Source organism: Phocaeicola coprocola (genome assembly GCF_041333015.1).
GTDB lineage: Bacteria > Bacteroidota > Bacteroidia > Bacteroidales > Bacteroidaceae > Phocaeicola > Phocaeicola coprocola.
This window is the reverse complement of record NZ_JBGKGM010000001.1, coordinates 1,706,951-1,721,736: the sequence shown is the minus strand read 5'-3', so window position 1 is coordinate 1,721,736 and position 14,786 is coordinate 1,706,951. Positions and strand designations below refer to the sequence as shown.

The 14,786-nt window shown below is 41.1% G+C and carries 11 protein-coding genes and 1 rRNA gene; 6 read left to right on the top strand and 6 right to left on the bottom strand.

Going from position 1 to position 14,786, the window contains the following annotated elements; translation table 11 throughout:
* Positions 1 to 51: 51 nt before the first annotated feature.
* A 16S ribosomal RNA gene (locus ACDG22_RS07095) occupies positions 52 to 1,579 on the bottom strand.
* A gap of 521 nt (positions 1,580 to 2,100) precedes the next feature.
* Between ACDG22_RS07095 and ACDG22_RS07090 the strand changes: the two genes are divergently transcribed.
* The 6 genes from ACDG22_RS07090 to ACDG22_RS07065 all read left to right on the top strand — a co-directional run bounded on the left by ACDG22_RS07090 (position 2,101) and on the right by ACDG22_RS07065 (position 6,846).
* On the top strand, positions 2,101 to 2,280 hold the full coding sequence (locus ACDG22_RS07090; RefSeq protein WP_370858826.1) for a hypothetical protein: 180 nt from the start codon (positions 2,101 to 2,103) through the stop codon (positions 2,278 to 2,280).
* Positions 2,281 to 2,816: 536 nt separating this feature from the next.
* Positions 2,817 to 3,341, top strand: a complete 525-nt coding sequence (locus ACDG22_RS07085; protein WP_270230848.1) for a carboxypeptidase-like regulatory domain-containing protein — start codon at positions 2,817 to 2,819, stop codon at positions 3,339 to 3,341.
* Positions 3,342 to 3,343: 2 nt separating this feature from the next.
* Positions 3,344 to 3,457 (top strand): hypothetical protein, encoded by a 114-nt coding sequence (locus ACDG22_RS07080; protein WP_270213012.1) that lies wholly within the window; start codon positions 3,344 to 3,346, stop codon positions 3,455 to 3,457.
* Between the two features lie 932 nt (positions 3,458 to 4,389).
* On the top strand, positions 4,390 to 5,745 hold the full coding sequence (locus ACDG22_RS07075; RefSeq protein ID WP_333492532.1) for a SusC/RagA family TonB-linked outer membrane protein: 1,356 nt from the start codon (positions 4,390 to 4,392) through the stop codon (positions 5,743 to 5,745).
* Positions 5,746 to 5,763: 18 nt separating this feature from the next.
* Positions 5,764 to 5,919 (top strand): hypothetical protein, encoded by a 156-nt coding sequence (locus ACDG22_RS07070; RefSeq protein WP_270230842.1) that lies wholly within the window; start codon positions 5,764 to 5,766, stop codon positions 5,917 to 5,919.
* Positions 5,920 to 5,937: 18 nt separating this feature from the next.
* A complete protein-coding gene (locus ACDG22_RS07065) occupies positions 5,938 to 6,846 on the top strand; it encodes a hypothetical protein (protein WP_270673065.1) in 909 nt (302 codons plus the stop codon).
* 399 nt (positions 6,847 to 7,245) lie between these two features.
* Here ACDG22_RS07065 and ACDG22_RS07060 read toward each other — a convergent pair whose 3' ends face one another.
* The 5 genes from ACDG22_RS07060 to ACDG22_RS07040 form a co-directional block, all read right to left on the bottom strand.
* Positions 7,246 to 9,450, bottom strand: a complete 2,205-nt coding sequence (locus ACDG22_RS07060) for a DUF4838 domain-containing protein (RefSeq protein WP_270669074.1) — start codon at positions 9,448 to 9,450, stop codon at positions 7,246 to 7,248.
* Between the two features lie 114 nt (positions 9,451 to 9,564).
* On the bottom strand, positions 9,565 to 10,731 hold the full coding sequence (locus tag ACDG22_RS07055) for a DUF1735 and LamG domain-containing protein (RefSeq protein ID WP_270669075.1): 1,167 nt from the start codon (positions 10,729 to 10,731) through the stop codon (positions 9,565 to 9,567).
* 6 nt (positions 10,732 to 10,737) lie between these two features.
* Positions 10,738 to 11,838, bottom strand: coding sequence for a glycoside hydrolase family 18 (locus ACDG22_RS07050; protein ID WP_270673067.1), 1,101 nt, complete (start codon positions 11,836 to 11,838; stop codon positions 10,738 to 10,740).
* Between the two features lie 47 nt (positions 11,839 to 11,885).
* Positions 11,886 to 13,049, bottom strand: a complete 1,164-nt coding sequence (locus ACDG22_RS07045; protein WP_370858825.1) for an IS4 family transposase — start codon at positions 13,047 to 13,049, stop codon at positions 11,886 to 11,888.
* A 149-nt stretch (positions 13,050 to 13,198) separates the two neighbouring features.
* Entirely contained in the window at positions 13,199 to 14,779 is a 1,581-nt protein-coding gene (locus ACDG22_RS07040; protein ID WP_270669077.1) for a SusD/RagB family nutrient-binding outer membrane lipoprotein, read from the bottom strand.
* Between the last annotated feature and the right edge of the window lie 7 nt (positions 14,780 to 14,786).

Sequence of the window (14,786 nt, the reverse complement as noted above, 5' to 3'; positions counted from 1 at the left end):
AAACCCCCATGCAGCACAAGGGACAAAACCCTTATTCAGGTCACGCTCCAGAAAGGAGGTGTTCCAGCCGCACCTTCCGGTACGGCTACCTTGTTACGACTTAGCCCCAATTACCGGTTTTACCCTAGGGCGCTCCTTGCGGTTACGCACTTCAGGTACCCCCGGCTTTCATGGCTTGACGGGCGGTGTGTACAAGGCCCGGGAACGTATTCACCGCGCCGTGGCTGATGCGCGATTACTAGCGAATCCAGCTTCGTGGAGTCGGGTTGCAGACTCCAGTCCGAACTGAGAGAGGTTTTGGGGATTGGCATCCCGTTGCCGGGTAGCAGCCTTCTGTACCTCCCATTGTAACACGTGTGTAGCCCCGGACGTAAGGGCCGTGCTGATTTGACGTCATCCCCACCTTCCTCACATCTTACGATGGCAGTCTGGCCAGAGTCCTCAGCTTAACCTGTTAGTAACTGACCACGAGGGTTGCGCTCGTTATGGCACTTAAGCCGACACCTCACGGCACGAGCTGACGACAACCATGCAGCACCTTCACAGACGCCTTGCGGCTTACAAGTTTCCTCGTAATTCGTCTGCAATTTAAGCCCGGGTAAGGTTCCTCGCGTATCATCGAATTAAACCACATGTTCCTCCGCTTGTGCGGGCCCCCGTCAATTCCTTTGAGTTTCACCGTTGCCGGCGTACTCCCCAGGTGGGATACTTAATGCTTTCGCTTGGCCGCTGACAGTATATCGCCAACAGCGAGTATCCATCGTTTACCGTGTGGACTACCAGGGTATCTAATCCTGTTTGATACCCACACTTTCGAGCATGAACGTCAGTTACAGTTTAGCAAGCTGCCTTCGCAATCGGGGTTCTTCGTGATATCTAAGCATTTCACCGCTACACCACGAATTCCGCCTGCCTCAACTGCACTCAAGGAAACCAGTATCAACTGCAATTTTACGGTTGAGCCGCAAACTTTCACAACTGACTTAATCTCCCGTCTGCGCTCCCTTTAAACCCAATAAATCCGGATAACGCTCGCATCCTCCGTATTACCGCGGCTGCTGGCACGGAGTTAGCCGATGCTTATTCATACGGTACATACAAAATCCTACACGTAGGAAACTTTATTCCCGTATAAAAGAAGTTTACAATCCGTAGGACCTTCATCCTTCACGCTACTTGGCTGGTTCAGGCTCTCGCCCATTGACCAATATTCCTCACTGCTGCCTCCCGTAGGAGTTTGGACCGTGTCTCAGTTCCAATGTGGGGGACCTTCCTCTCAGAACCCCTATCCATCGCAGGCTAGGTGGGCCGTTACCCCGCCTACTACCTAATGGAACGCATCCCCATCGTTTACCAATAAATCTTTAATGGTGTTATCATGCAATCTCACCATACTATCAGGTATTAATCTTTCTTTCGAAAGGCTATCCCTGAGTAAACGGAAGGTTGGATACGTGTTACTCACCCGTGCGCCGGTCGCCATCAAACTTAGCAAGCTAAGTTCATGCTGCCCCTCGACTTGCATGTGTTAAGCCTGTAGCTAGCGTTCATCCTGAGCCAGGATCAAACTCTTCATTGTAAAATATCTTTTTACTCTTGCGAGTACTTTTATCTCTGTTCAGGTGACCGAATGTTTCTTGATTGTTTAATCAGATTGACGGTTTTATCACTTCATCACGGATACACATTATATATATATATCACATGACTACTGCTTGTACTACATTTCGTTTGTTTATCTAAAGTCTTTCAAAGAACTATCTCTTATTTCTAAGCTTCCGTTTGTTAGCGAAAGCGTTTGCAAAGGTAAGAGGTTTTTTCTTAACCACCAAATTTTTTCGAAGTTTTTTTTTCGAAAAAATTTTCCAGCGGTCAGAAACCGGAACCGCAAGCCCTTCTCGCTCCCTTAGCACCGCTAAGGTAAGATACAAGGCAACAACCGAAAAACCGGAAACCTCACGTTCACTCTGTCAATGCTTCAGCGCGTTTCTCTCTCGAAAGCGGGTGCAAAATTACGCACTTTTTCGCAAACTCCAACTTTTACACGACTTTTTTTTGACTTTTCCTGAAAGTTTTTTCGTAAGACACTGGAAAACAGCTATGTTACGCGGCATATTTTTTTACCGGACGCAGAAGGAGGAGGAAAACATGCACAATAATATTTATTGCGCGGGCGGGCGCATGTGCGCGAAGGAAAACACACCGCATTATCCGCAAAAAACGGCACAATGGAAAAACAACGCCTTCTCTTCATCAAAACAACGGCATGTTTTCACCTAAAATACACCTTCTTTTTTTAAAATTACAGCATATTTTTTTCAGCATAATGAACAGACTGATTATCAGCAATGACGGAAAAAGGACTATATACTGAATTTTGCTATCAGTTTCTGACATAAATCCAGATCAAGCTAGCAGGTTAAATTCCCTATCATATACATGCAGGATATAAATTAAAGGTCTACACACATAAAAGTATTACAAATAGAAACTAAAACACAGAAAACAAATGCTTAAAATTTATCTTTTTCAAAAAAATTATACAAAATATTGATTCGTTAATATATTTTCCATACGTTTGCATCCGTAATCTTACAATAACTAATAACTATGAATTTAAAGAAGCATTCTAATTGCTTGTCGCAAGCCATCCCCCCAATCAAAAGTTGGCTACATGGCAACAAGCTTAACTATCTGGCTCTGGCCGTAAGTGTTTTTCCAATCGCTAGCCCACAGATACATGCAGCCACGGAAAACAATCTTAACCAAACTTTCAATCTGCTCAAAGCGATAAAGTTACCTACCAAGGCGTTGTCATCAATGAAAACGGCAATCCTTTACCGGGTGTAAACATTACCTATAAAAATGCTCATGGAGTAGGAGTCATAACAGATATAGACGGTAAATTTACTTTTGCCATCCCCTCAAACATCCACTCGCTCATATTCTCATATGTCGGAATGAAAACACAGACGGTTCGTGTTTCCAATCCTTCCGAGAAATTAAAAGTCCGCCTGGAACCGGATGCCGTATCCTTACAGGAAACCGTAATTACCGGCATCTATACCCGAAAGGCTGAAAGCTTTACCGGATCTATGGCTACTTATTCGGAAAAAGAATTGAAAACAGTCGGCAACCAGAATGTTCTGCAAAGTTTGAAAGTACTTGACCCATCTTTCATCATTCTGGAAAATAATCTTGCCGGATCTGACCCGAATGCAACCATGAACCTCAATATCGGAGGTAACACCAACATCGTAGGTCTGGAAACAGAATATAGCACCAACCCTAATTTATTCTGGATGGATTTGAAACCACTCTATCGACCATTACTGACCTGAGTATGGACCGAGTAGCAAGTATCACGATCTTGAAAGATGCTTCATCTACTGCTATTTACGGTTCGAAAGCAGCCAATGGTGTAGTAGTTGTGGAAACCAAAAAGCCAGAGGCCTGAAGACTGAAATTTAACTATAACGGTAACTTCGGTATCGAATGGGCAGATTTGACTGACTATAACCTGATGAACTCTTCCGAAAAACTTGAATATGAAAGACTAGCTGGCTATTATGGTTCACTCGACTCAAACGGTAATATCATCGATGAGTATTACAGGAGTCTTTATAACCTGCGTTTGCTGAGAAGTAAGCAGGGAATTGATTCATACTGGCTGAACGAGCCTTTGCAAACAGGTTTCACTCAAAGCCATAACATCTTTGCCGAAGGAGGTGATGCCGCTTTCCGCTACGGTGTCGGTATGACTTACACACAGACAAACGGTGCAATGAAAAACTCCAGCCGTGACATTCTGAACGGAAACGTACAATTGACTTACCGTATTGATAAGTTTGCATTTACCAACCAGACCAACATCACTAATACTGATGTAGAAAATCCAACAGTTTCGTTCAGTAAGTTTGCACAAACTAACCCATTTTACGACAAATACAATGAATATGGAGAAGTAGAGCAAGTCATGGAAGAGATTATATCTGCCACTTCCGGAACCCAGTACATCACCAATCCTCTGTGGGACTTCAATCAGAGCAGCTATGACAAGAGCAACCAGCTGACCTTTGTCAACAACTTCCAGATTGAATACCGTCCGATATCGGAACTCCGCATCAGAGGAAAGTTCGGTCTTACTGTAGGACGCTATAATGCCCAGGTATTCAAATCACCGGAAATGAGTGAGTTTCTGACTACCGAAGTTCTGAAAAAAGGAAGCTATAACGAATCGAACACAAAATCTTCTTCATACGACGGAAGCTTAGACGTTTCTTATGGTAAGACTTTCGGTAAACATACTGTCAACGCCATCGGAAGTATGCAAATCAGCGAAAACCAATCTAACTTATCTATCTTCCAAGCAATAGGTTATTCAGCGACATGTTCTCGAATCCGAACTTCTCAAACGGATATCCAGAAGGCGGTAAACCAAGTTCTTCGATTTCCAGAATCAGACATGCCAGCTATTATGCTAACTTCAACTACGGATATCAGTTGCGCTACTTGCTGGACTTCAACCTTCGTTCCGACGGTTCGTCTGTATATGGAGTAGATAATCCGTTCTCTACCATCTGGTCATTAGGTTTAGGATGGAACATTCACAACGAATCGTTCTTCCGTCAGAACAACATCCTCAACTACATGAAGCTGAGATACTCAGTCGGTAATCCGGGAAATGCCAACCTGAATGCTAAAATGGCTAACAGCGTATATACTTATTATACCAGCTATCCGAATATGTTCGGTCTGTCAGCTTTAGTCAAGACATGGGGTAACAGTGGACTGCAATGGCAACGTACCAATGAACAGAACTGGGGTCTTGATGTAGAAATGTTCCAGAACCGCCTGCGCCTGAACGTAGACTATTTCAGAAAGAAAACCGACCCGTTATTGCTGAACATCGACTTCCCGCCCTCTTCTGGTATTACATCTGTTCCGATGAACATTGGTGCCATGAGAAACCAGGGTGTCACTTTTACAGGAAGTTACATCATCATCAGAAAACCGAATATGAACTGGACAGTAAATGCCAACCTGCGTCATATTACATCGGAATATTACAACATAGGTGATCTGCTGGAGAAATACAACGAAAAAGAACGTACCAACCAAAGTCTGATCCGTTACTACGACGGAGCCAGCCCGACAGCTCTTTATGCAGTACGCTCAGCAGGTATTGACCCGATGACCGGTAATGAAATATTCATCCGTAAAGACGGTTCGTATACCTTTAAGTGGGATTCTGCCGACGAAGTAATCTGTGGTGACTCTACTCCGGATATGGAAGGAGCATTTGGTTCCAGCTTCTACTGGAAAGGATTCTCTATCAATGCAATATTCAGCTATCGCTATGGCGGACAAGCATTCTTGTCTACCCTGTTCAACAAAGTAGAAAATATCAGCGACGTTCAAGTAAAATACAATCAGGACAAACGAGCACTTTACGGCAGATGGCAGAAACCGGGTGATATCGCCAAGTTCAAACGTATCGACGATACCACTGTAACCAACATGTCTTCCCGCTTCATTGCCGACGACAACACACTGGAATTGTCTACTCTGTCAGTGGGATATGAAACCACTACCGAAAAATGGCTGCAATCCATCGGTGCTTCTTCATTCAATGTGCGCATCTATGGTAATAACCTCTTCCGCTTATCTACCATCAAAGAAGAACGTGGTATCGATTATCCGTTCTCCAGAAAAATATCAGCCTCTATAGGAGTTCGTTTCTAAATTATAAAACATACTATTATGAAAAAAACACTTATAACACTTTTATTTAGTCTGACACTGGCAACAGGTACCGTAACAGCTCAGACCAATTTCCGCAACATTGATTTCAATGAAGCGCTTAAACAGTCACAAGCAGAAAACAAACTTGTATTCATCGATTTCTATACAGACTAGTACGGTCCTTGCCGGAAGATGTCTAAAGAAGTATTCCCGCAAAAACAAGTAGGCGATTTCTTTAATGCACAGTTTGTCTGCATTAAACTGAACGCAGAAAAAGAAGGAAAAGCATTTGCACAGCAATTCAATATAAAGGCTTATCCGACTTTTATCATTGCCGACCAGCAAGGTAATGCAAAAGTAACCATTACCGGTGCTTTCCCCGCCGATGCTTTCATCACGAAGGTAAAGAACGAACTAAATCTGGAGCTGACTCCTGAGCGTATGAAACAACGTTACGAAAGTGGTGAAAGAACTCCGGAGCTCGTTAACGCTTATGCCATGGATTTCATGGAAAAAAAGAAATACGATGAAGGGTATAAAATCATTAATGACTATTTCAACTCACTGACTGACAAACAGAAACTTTCGGCAGAAAATCTGTTTGTTTTCTCACGATACACTTTTGACATCTCCGACCCGAAATGTCAATATTGGGTAAAACATATCAATCAGGCTGACGCAAAAGTAAAAGAAGAAGCATTGAGCCATATCCAGAAGCTATATCATTCGGCTCTTTCTACTTACCTGTCAGGCTATACGTTCGAAGAAAACAAATATAATGAAGCAGAATATCAGCAGACGAAAAAGGATATCCGTTCACTGAAACTTGACAAAAAGTATCCTTTCGCACCAATGTTCGAACTGATAGAATGTTATGCCAAAGGAGACAAAAAACAATTTTTCGAAATGGTAAAAAACAAGAAAGGAGAATTAGATCAAAAAGATTTCGAGCTTATTCTGCTCAATGTAACTCGTCTGTTCCCCAACTCACCGGAATTGACACCGGAAATTATCAGTTACATCAGAACTTCGCTTCCTGAGCTCCGTGGATCAACTATCATGATGCTGGGACGTGTATTAATGAATTTGGAAAAAAATTAATTGTCAGCTTTTTTAAAATTTCAAGAGAAACCTTGGCTTTTTGTCGGGTTTCTCTTTTTTTATATCCGGTACTTCCCAAAGTACGGACATAAAAAAAGGAGTACCGCTGTACTCCAACCTTTGTTAACCTTAAATCTAATACTATGAAAAACACAGTGCAAAGATACGGAGTATCTGGGAATTAGCAAATAACCAGGTCAAAAAACTGTGTTTTACAACATAAATTAAGAAAACAGACTCTGTTTGTAACAGTGATTCACAAATAAATGACTCCTTAGAGCCAAGAAAACAGACACAACCACAAAAGAAAACTGAGTTCCAAGAGGCAACATGCCATCTTTAGAACTCAGTCTATCTTAAAAAACTATGAAGCAAAAATATATTTTAAAGAAATAAAACTCATTGTACAGTAACTTCATCGATAAAGAACCAGGAAGGATGTCCTACTCCGTAATGCCAGTGAGGACATACCTTTGTTCCGGTAACCTCTACTTTCAGATAACGAGCCTGCAAAGGCACTTCCGAGTCGGCTTTTACACCTCTGAAAAGCACCATACCCGAACGCTCTTCAGGCATATCGATGGTCTTCCACAAATGATATTCTTTTCCGTCGGTTGAATAGCTGTATGATACACTCAGCGGGAAGAGAATCCACTGCCCTATCTGATGCAGGAAGTCAGTTTCAATACTTCTCACCTCTTTCACCTCGCCCATATCAAGAACGAAAGCTCCATCGGTTCCTTCCCAGCCTACCCAGCTCTCAACAAAACTGGAACCACCAAACAGTCCGTCGGTCAGTGCTGTTTCACCTAATTTCATATAACGGTCATGAGGTTTCTCCAGCCAGGTTACTTTGGCACCTTTAGCCAGATTGACTTCTTTTCTCGGCAAATAACGCTCGCGGTACAGTTTACAATAATCCATTGCATGATTATTACGTTCGTTTAAAGCCGGATCACCCATACGTTCTACTTCTTTTTCAAAATAATCTAGTTTCTGAACAACAGCAGTAAAGTCTTTTTCCTGTTCAGTACGCAAAAGTTCCAACTCAGAATAGAGCAGCGGAAGACGTGCTCTCTTTACACGTTCCAACAGCACCGGATCATTGCTTACCGAAGCTTCAGCCTCATCGAAAAGCTGCTGATAGCGCTTCATCAAAGCCGGACGAAGCATACCGTTTTTATGTGATACCGGAGAGTCGTAAATCCACAGACGCAATCCACTTCCCAGCAAAGCCCCTTCCATCACTTTGATATAGCGGTATAAATAATCTCCTGCTGCACCATAATAACCGTTCAGAAAATGCTTCATCAGCTTATCAACATCAGCATCCGGATTCCACATCAGTTTGGCAACAAGATAAGCTCTCAATTCGGCAAAATCGCCACACCAGCTACCTGCTATCTGAGAGAAATGCATCTTTACATGATGATCACGGAAGGTACGTATATTATCCTGCAGAATATGAAAATTCGGGAAAGGTGACAAATAATTGTCGAAATTAATTCCATAGTCCCATACAAAGAGATTGTCTGATATCTGCGACCAGCCTTCGAGGGCTTTCATAAACTGACGTCCACTGGCATTTTCGGTCAACGAAACTTCTCTCTCGCAATCAATATCACACAACATCACCGTTACATTAGGCAAAGGCTTGATATGCTTGGGAGGATTCATCGTATACAAATAAGCAAGTGTAGCAAACTCCTTGTCGGGGAAACGTGCAGCCAACTTATTCAAGAAATAAATCATAGAGCCAGACAAAGCTCCTTCTTCCTCGTCTATTTTCCGGCAATTTTCACATGTACAGTTTGTATAATTTCCATCATTCTGACTTACACAAATCAGCTTCCTGTCAGGATTCGCCTTAAAAATAGAATCTATACGCTGCGATACTATTTCGAATACGTCCGGATTGGTCAGACACCACTGACTGGCTTTTCCCGGATGTCTTTTTCCGTTGAAATATGCATAATACTCGGGATGTTTCTCGCCATATACTTCAGCCGGAAGCAACTTGTCGAAAGTATGTACCCAATATCCGGCTGCAAATGTTTCCTGAGGTTCTTCCAGGCGGTTCCACCATTTATAAATGGAATCGCTCCGCATGGCATAACACTGACTCTGACGATAGCGGAAAGCCGGGTTGTCCACTTTCTCTATCATGGGCAGGGAAATATCAGGCGACTGCTTCAGTGAATACTCGTTTTCTCCCCAATAATCTACTTCCAGATAATCTTCGAGCAGAGAAACCGCTCCATAAACTACTCCATTAGCCTCACCGGATATTTTTAAGATACCACCGGCAGTAGACAAAGCATAGCCGTCTTCTTTCACTCCGGCAGGAACCTGTCCACCAATCAGTATATCCCCTTTCTTTACTTTACGGTTTGCTACAACTGGAATATCAGCTCCCGAAATACGTCCTACAAAAAGTTGCAGGATATTTGCTGCTGTACGGTTCTCTCTGGTGTTATCTTGTAGAATAATTACCGATTTAGTCTTACCACCCCTGACTAAATCAACTTGTGCTTCTGCTTGCAGGCAGGAAGAAGCCAGCAAGGCACAAAAAGCCAATTTTGAAAATTGTCCTAGTGTTTTCATAATATATTTTATTAAATAAGAAAAAAGAAGGCGCCAAACCATCTTACTGGTAACGCCTTCTATATAATATTTTTACCTATTAAAAATAAATGTTGTAAATTTTAAAAACATCATTTATTGTTTTCCATCCAGACGTTCATTTGGTGACCACACTGTTGTACCAACTGAATATCCGTTATTACCGTGTCCTGTATAATCTTTAAAGTCATTTCCTGAACCTTCATCCATTTTCCAATAGGCTTCCAACCCTTCTGTTGTCGGGTCAATAGAATACATATTCTCTTTAATCTGAGTCTGAGATATAGCCTTAGTCCAGAATCTTAATTCTGAAACCTTTACATTTGCTTTCAAATAATCAGTATTACCAAATCCAAATTTATCCTTTCCAAGATTAGTAACCTTACCAGTCACTGCAATCTGATTATCCAATTCGCCATTCACATACAAAGAAAGAGTAACACCATCACAAACAACAGCCAAATGATACCATGTATTAGTACTAAACTCCATGTTAGAGTTAATCTGAGTACCCTGATTCTTTATCTGGAAGATATTCCCCTTTATAGGAGCATCACCAAAACGGGTATAAATCTCACCATCCATACCACCAGGAGCAAAAGCACTAAACATAGCCTGATTATTCAACTGTCCAATGCCAGTGCCTAGCCTGTCTATATTAACACAGAACTCAACAGACCATTGAGTTAATGAATAATCGTTTATCATGTTGAACTTAGCGTTATTCCCACTGTTAAGAATCGGAACTGTAACAATAGGAGTTTTTTCCAACTGATAAAGAATAGAAGAAGCACCTGCCAGCAAAGTTGTGTTAGCTCCTATAATCCCAACAGGAAGTGCATATTTTTTTCCACTATCCACCATTTCTTTCGACAAAGGCTTTATAGTTACTTCAACAGTTGAAGATAAAACCTCACCAGCTTTCAATGTGATTTCCTTATTCGAGAATTCTACATATTCATCTGGAACAACCTCTAAACTTGTACCATAACGAGCATTATATTGATTTAAAAAATCCTTATCAATGCCTAAAGACATAGTTACATCCTGATCCATTGGAGATATCAGACGTGGAGTAATTGTAAAATTATAATGTCCATCATCTGCTGAAATGATTTTCTTTCCAACCAAAGATTTTGTACTAGTCTCTGCCAAATAAAGTCCAGTATCTACAGGTTTATATTTAGCATCATCACAAGCACTGAAAGATAAGCCCATCAAAACAACGGACAGTAGTCCTAATTTTCTATATAATGATTTCATAGCCATTTATTTTTTTGCAGGATTCATAATCTGTATGGCATTGCGCAGGAACGGATAGTTTCCAGACATACCACTTACTTTATATTCATATTCCATGTGGAAAGTACCTACGCCTCCACTTCTGGAGAAAGTTTCACCATTATATTGCGGTTTCCAACGTGCCATACCTTCGAGCGACTTATAATTATTTCCCTCACGGTCGTAATAATATGATACTCCTCCTGTTTGTGCATAATTCTCAAAATTCTCACAAACGATGAATTTCTTAGCACATTCTTCCGGGGTAAGGACACCGTCATAATGGTTAATAATTCTAGCCAAACGTCCATCCAGGTCGCTATCACCCCATGAACTATACGCCTGTCCGATGAAATAATTGAAGTCTTTACCCATTTCAGCCGGTATTTCTGAATGTTCGGGCTCTCCATCGATTACGAGCAGTTTGCCTTTTCCAGCACGAGCACCCATTCCCCGGTCAATCAATGTTTGCAGGAAAATAGCTATTCGGCCATTCTTGCACATCTCCTTGTTAGTTTCGAAAGGCTGATCATATGAAGGCTCCCAATCCAGATCAAATCCATCCAGATTATACTTATCGATAGTATCAGCAAAAGCATTAGCAAATTTCACGATAGAAGCCTTGATAGCCTCTTCATCACCATCAACCCATCCCCAGAACTTATGACGGTCTTCGCGAGTAGCATTATATTCTTCCGGAGTAATCTGGTCACCCATTTCCATGATGATACAGCAAGCCAAAGCCTTTGTACCCTTTACAGTCTGTACATATTTCAGGTCTCTCTGCACTTCGGGAGTCATACCCTTCCAGCCTCCCCAAAGAGAAACAAAGTCGACACTATCAGGCAAACCTGCCAGACAGTTTTCGAGACTGACTCCAATACCTGTAGCATTACCATACCAACCAAAAGCTACCGCATGATCCGATTGCTTATAAGCTCTAAGTGCCTCGTAATATTCCTCAGATTTATCTGTCTGAGTCAAATCTTTTGCATATTTAGGTTCCAGTTCTGTCCAGTCACTACATGCAGTAATCATAAGTCCCAGTCCAAAAAACGGAATAATTATTTTATTCAATAAACTTTTCATATATTTATTCACATTAGTGTCCCGTTAAAATCGGGACGAATTAAATATTAATCAAACAACCCCGGGAAAAGGGGATTTAATTGCTCTTTGACATCATTGAAATTAGTCTTATTGAACAACTCTTGTAAAGGTGTTTTATCCGTTAATGAAATGCTCAAAATCTGTAGGACCTCATAGGTCGAACGGCTTAAGTGCAAATCATGTTGGATAATAGCTACCAAACAATAAGTGATAATAGCCACACTTATCTGAATACGGACTGCGTTTTCTGTGGCGCCCCAGAACCTTTTGATTTTAAGGTGCTGCTTCAACCATTTGAAGAACAGTTCTACAAGCCATCTCTTTTTATAGAGATTAGCTACATCAAGTGCAGATATATGTTTGGCATTTGTCAGGAAGGTAAATTCACGATCATCTTCTTCATCATAGAACCTGATAATCCTGAATGATTCCGGATACTTCTTTTCAGAGGTATATCCTGATAATTTCACTTCAGCATCAGATAGTATATTCTTTGGTAGTCTGCGTTTCCATTTGCAGAACTTAAATTTAAGATTCGACTTGGCTCTTACGACAAAGAAAGAGCCAGTAAGATGAATCCGATATAGTTCCTTAAACGAATCATACGCTCTATCAAAAATATAGTATGCATTTGGTTCATAATGAATTGCAGACATTGCTGTTGAGTCATGTTTTGAAGCTGTGGTTACTGTAAAAAAAGCCGGAACCTGAGCCTCAATGTCATAAAGGACATGTGCCTTGACTCCACCTTTTTTACTTCGAAATTTAGCCCAAGGAAATGTTGCCAAACATAACGGAATGGTGGTTGAATCAAAAGCGTACTTCTTTCCTTCGATATCCAGAATATGAGTAGCTCGTTTATCACTGGCTTCTTTCATCATGAAGAATGCAAAATCTTCAAAGATTCTGTAATCCCTATTTTGGTTAGCTGATGCAAGTGTGGTTTTGGCCAAGGGTTCACGACCCAATCCCAAATGATAACACTTGGCTTGATGTGCTTCCAATGCAACAATCAGGTCGCGTAGGCTCTCACGATTGCTTAGCTGTCCGAACATCATAGCAAGAAGCTGGTTCCAGCAAGTGAAATGTTTGACGTAACGATTTCCATCGTATTTGTCCACGATTCTTCTGAATTTATTGTTGTTCAAAAACTCTACCAATTGAGCGAAAACATATTTGTCTTGATTCATTTGAAGCCATTTGATTTGGTTTCAAAGGTACAATTTCAAATCGTCGCGCTTTACAAATAGAGTATAATAAGCTATATTTCAGTTATTTCAAAGAACTATTTATCCACTTTTACGGGACAGTAATGATTTATTCATTTAAAATTCTACCATTAGTTACCTTTCTGCCACCAAAGTTTAGTAGCAAAATTATCTTCTCCACCCAACAATCCAACAGCATTTTCTGTATTAGTCTTGTTGTTCAGATATTCATTGTAAGAGAATGGCAAACGATTTGGAACCGTTTCGATATTGTCATTTGCCTGATTTGGCAAGTTAAATACTTTAGGGAATCCTGTACGTCTGATTTCACTCCAAGCTTCCTGCCCCAGCGGATACAATGCAATCCATTTCTGAATCATTATCCGTTCCAGCTTTTCGCTAGCATTAGCAGATTCACTCCACTTGACAGTCATTGTACTAGGTGGATCCATCGTTCTATGCTTTCCTGCAGGATCAACATATTTATCAGGAACCGAAGTAGCATCTTCAATATAATCGGCAACCCCAGAAGCATTCCACTGCTCAAACGAAAGCTGTATACCTTGATTATAAAAAGTTTCAGGATCAGCAACACTTCCACCATCGCCAACATTCCATCCTAATAAACCGCCTTCAGCTCTACAAAAAGCAACTTCCGCTGCATTCAGCCACATCAAGCGGTCGGTCTTCATAATATTAGGAGCTGAATATTTTTTTGTATTAGTCTGCAAATCAACATACACTCCTGAAGGAATTGCCGCATATTCTACAGTACTCCAATCTCCTGTATGCTTCTGCATATATTTCTCCAGGCGCTTATCTTTATAACCGTTCATGTAGCACAAAATATCGGCGCACATACGAGCATCACCGTAACTATCCCACATCACATTGATTGGATTTCCTTTTTCATAATAATAGCTGGCATTATCTGAATTTGAAGTTATTACACCGAGCGAATGCTTAACAGCACTTTCAGCCTGTTCTCTAGCATAATCGGGCAACGCCTTACTAATACGCAATGCCATACGCAGTTTCAAAGAATTGGCATATTTAACCCATTGAGAGAAATTACCAGCATAAACATTATCATACTTAGCCATCGGAGCAGCTCCCGGATTGGCCTGAACGTAAGAAGTCAAAACCTCTATAGCTGCATTCAAATCATCAAACATTGCACGATACACATCCTCTTGAGAGTCGTAAGCCACTGTCAGTGAAGTAGAATTAATACTCTTATATGGAATAGGACCATAAGTATCAGTTAAACGCTGCATGAAACTTACTTTCAGAATCTGTGCCCAAGCATAGTTTGTACCTTTTTCTTCTGTCTGTTTTTTCACCTCATTATAAGCCGCATAAAACTCAGCCATATAATTAAAAGGAGAAGAATACCAATCTGAAGGGACATTACACAACGGAGGATTTTTCGCCGCGTTCCATCCATCATTTGTATACATCATATAACGTCCATAAATGTCACCTACCAAATTCTCTGCCATCTGATAGTGATTTTCCTGTGCCGGAACAACGAGGTCAGTCATAGGCAGGAAAAATGCTCCCAAGCCATAATTATCTCCCTCCAGATCTTCTTTAGAAATTTTATGTATTGGGTCATTCAGGTCATCGCTAATACATGAATTCAGCATGACAGTTCCCCCCATCATAAGCCCCAAAGCAAATATACTTAGTGTCAATTTATTTTTATTCATAATAATC

Excerpts from the sequence above, each read along its gene's own strand:
- ACDG22_RS07090 (WP_370858826.1), top strand. The coding sequence starts at position 2,101 with ATGTTACGCGGCATATTTTTTTACCGGACGCAGAAGGAGGAGGAAAAC.
- ACDG22_RS07080 (WP_270213012.1), top strand. The coding sequence starts at position 3,344 with ATGGACCGAGTAGCAAGTATCACGATCTTGAAAGATGCTTCATCTACT.
- ACDG22_RS07075 (WP_333492532.1), top strand. The coding sequence starts at position 4,390 with ATGTTCTCGAATCCGAACTTCTCAAACGGATATCCAGAAGGCGGTAAA.
- ACDG22_RS07070 (WP_270230842.1), top strand. The coding sequence starts at position 5,764 with ATGAAAAAAACACTTATAACACTTTTATTTAGTCTGACACTGGCAACA.
- ACDG22_RS07065 (WP_270673065.1), top strand. The coding sequence starts at position 5,938 with ATGTCTAAAGAAGTATTCCCGCAAAAACAAGTAGGCGATTTCTTTAAT.
- ACDG22_RS07060 (WP_270669074.1), bottom strand. The coding sequence starts at position 9,450 with ATGAAAACACTAGGACAATTTTCAAAATTGGCTTTTTGTGCCTTGCTG.
- ACDG22_RS07055 (WP_270669075.1), bottom strand. The coding sequence starts at position 10,731 with ATGAAATCATTATATAGAAAATTAGGACTACTGTCCGTTGTTTTGATG.
- ACDG22_RS07050 (WP_270673067.1), bottom strand. The coding sequence starts at position 11,838 with ATGAAAAGTTTATTGAATAAAATAATTATTCCGTTTTTTGGACTGGGA.
- ACDG22_RS07045 (WP_370858825.1), bottom strand. The coding sequence starts at position 13,049 with ATGAATCAAGACAAATATGTTTTCGCTCAATTGGTAGAGTTTTTGAAC.
- ACDG22_RS07040 (WP_270669077.1), bottom strand. The coding sequence starts at position 14,779 with ATGAATAAAAATAAATTGACACTAAGTATATTTGCTTTGGGGCTTATG.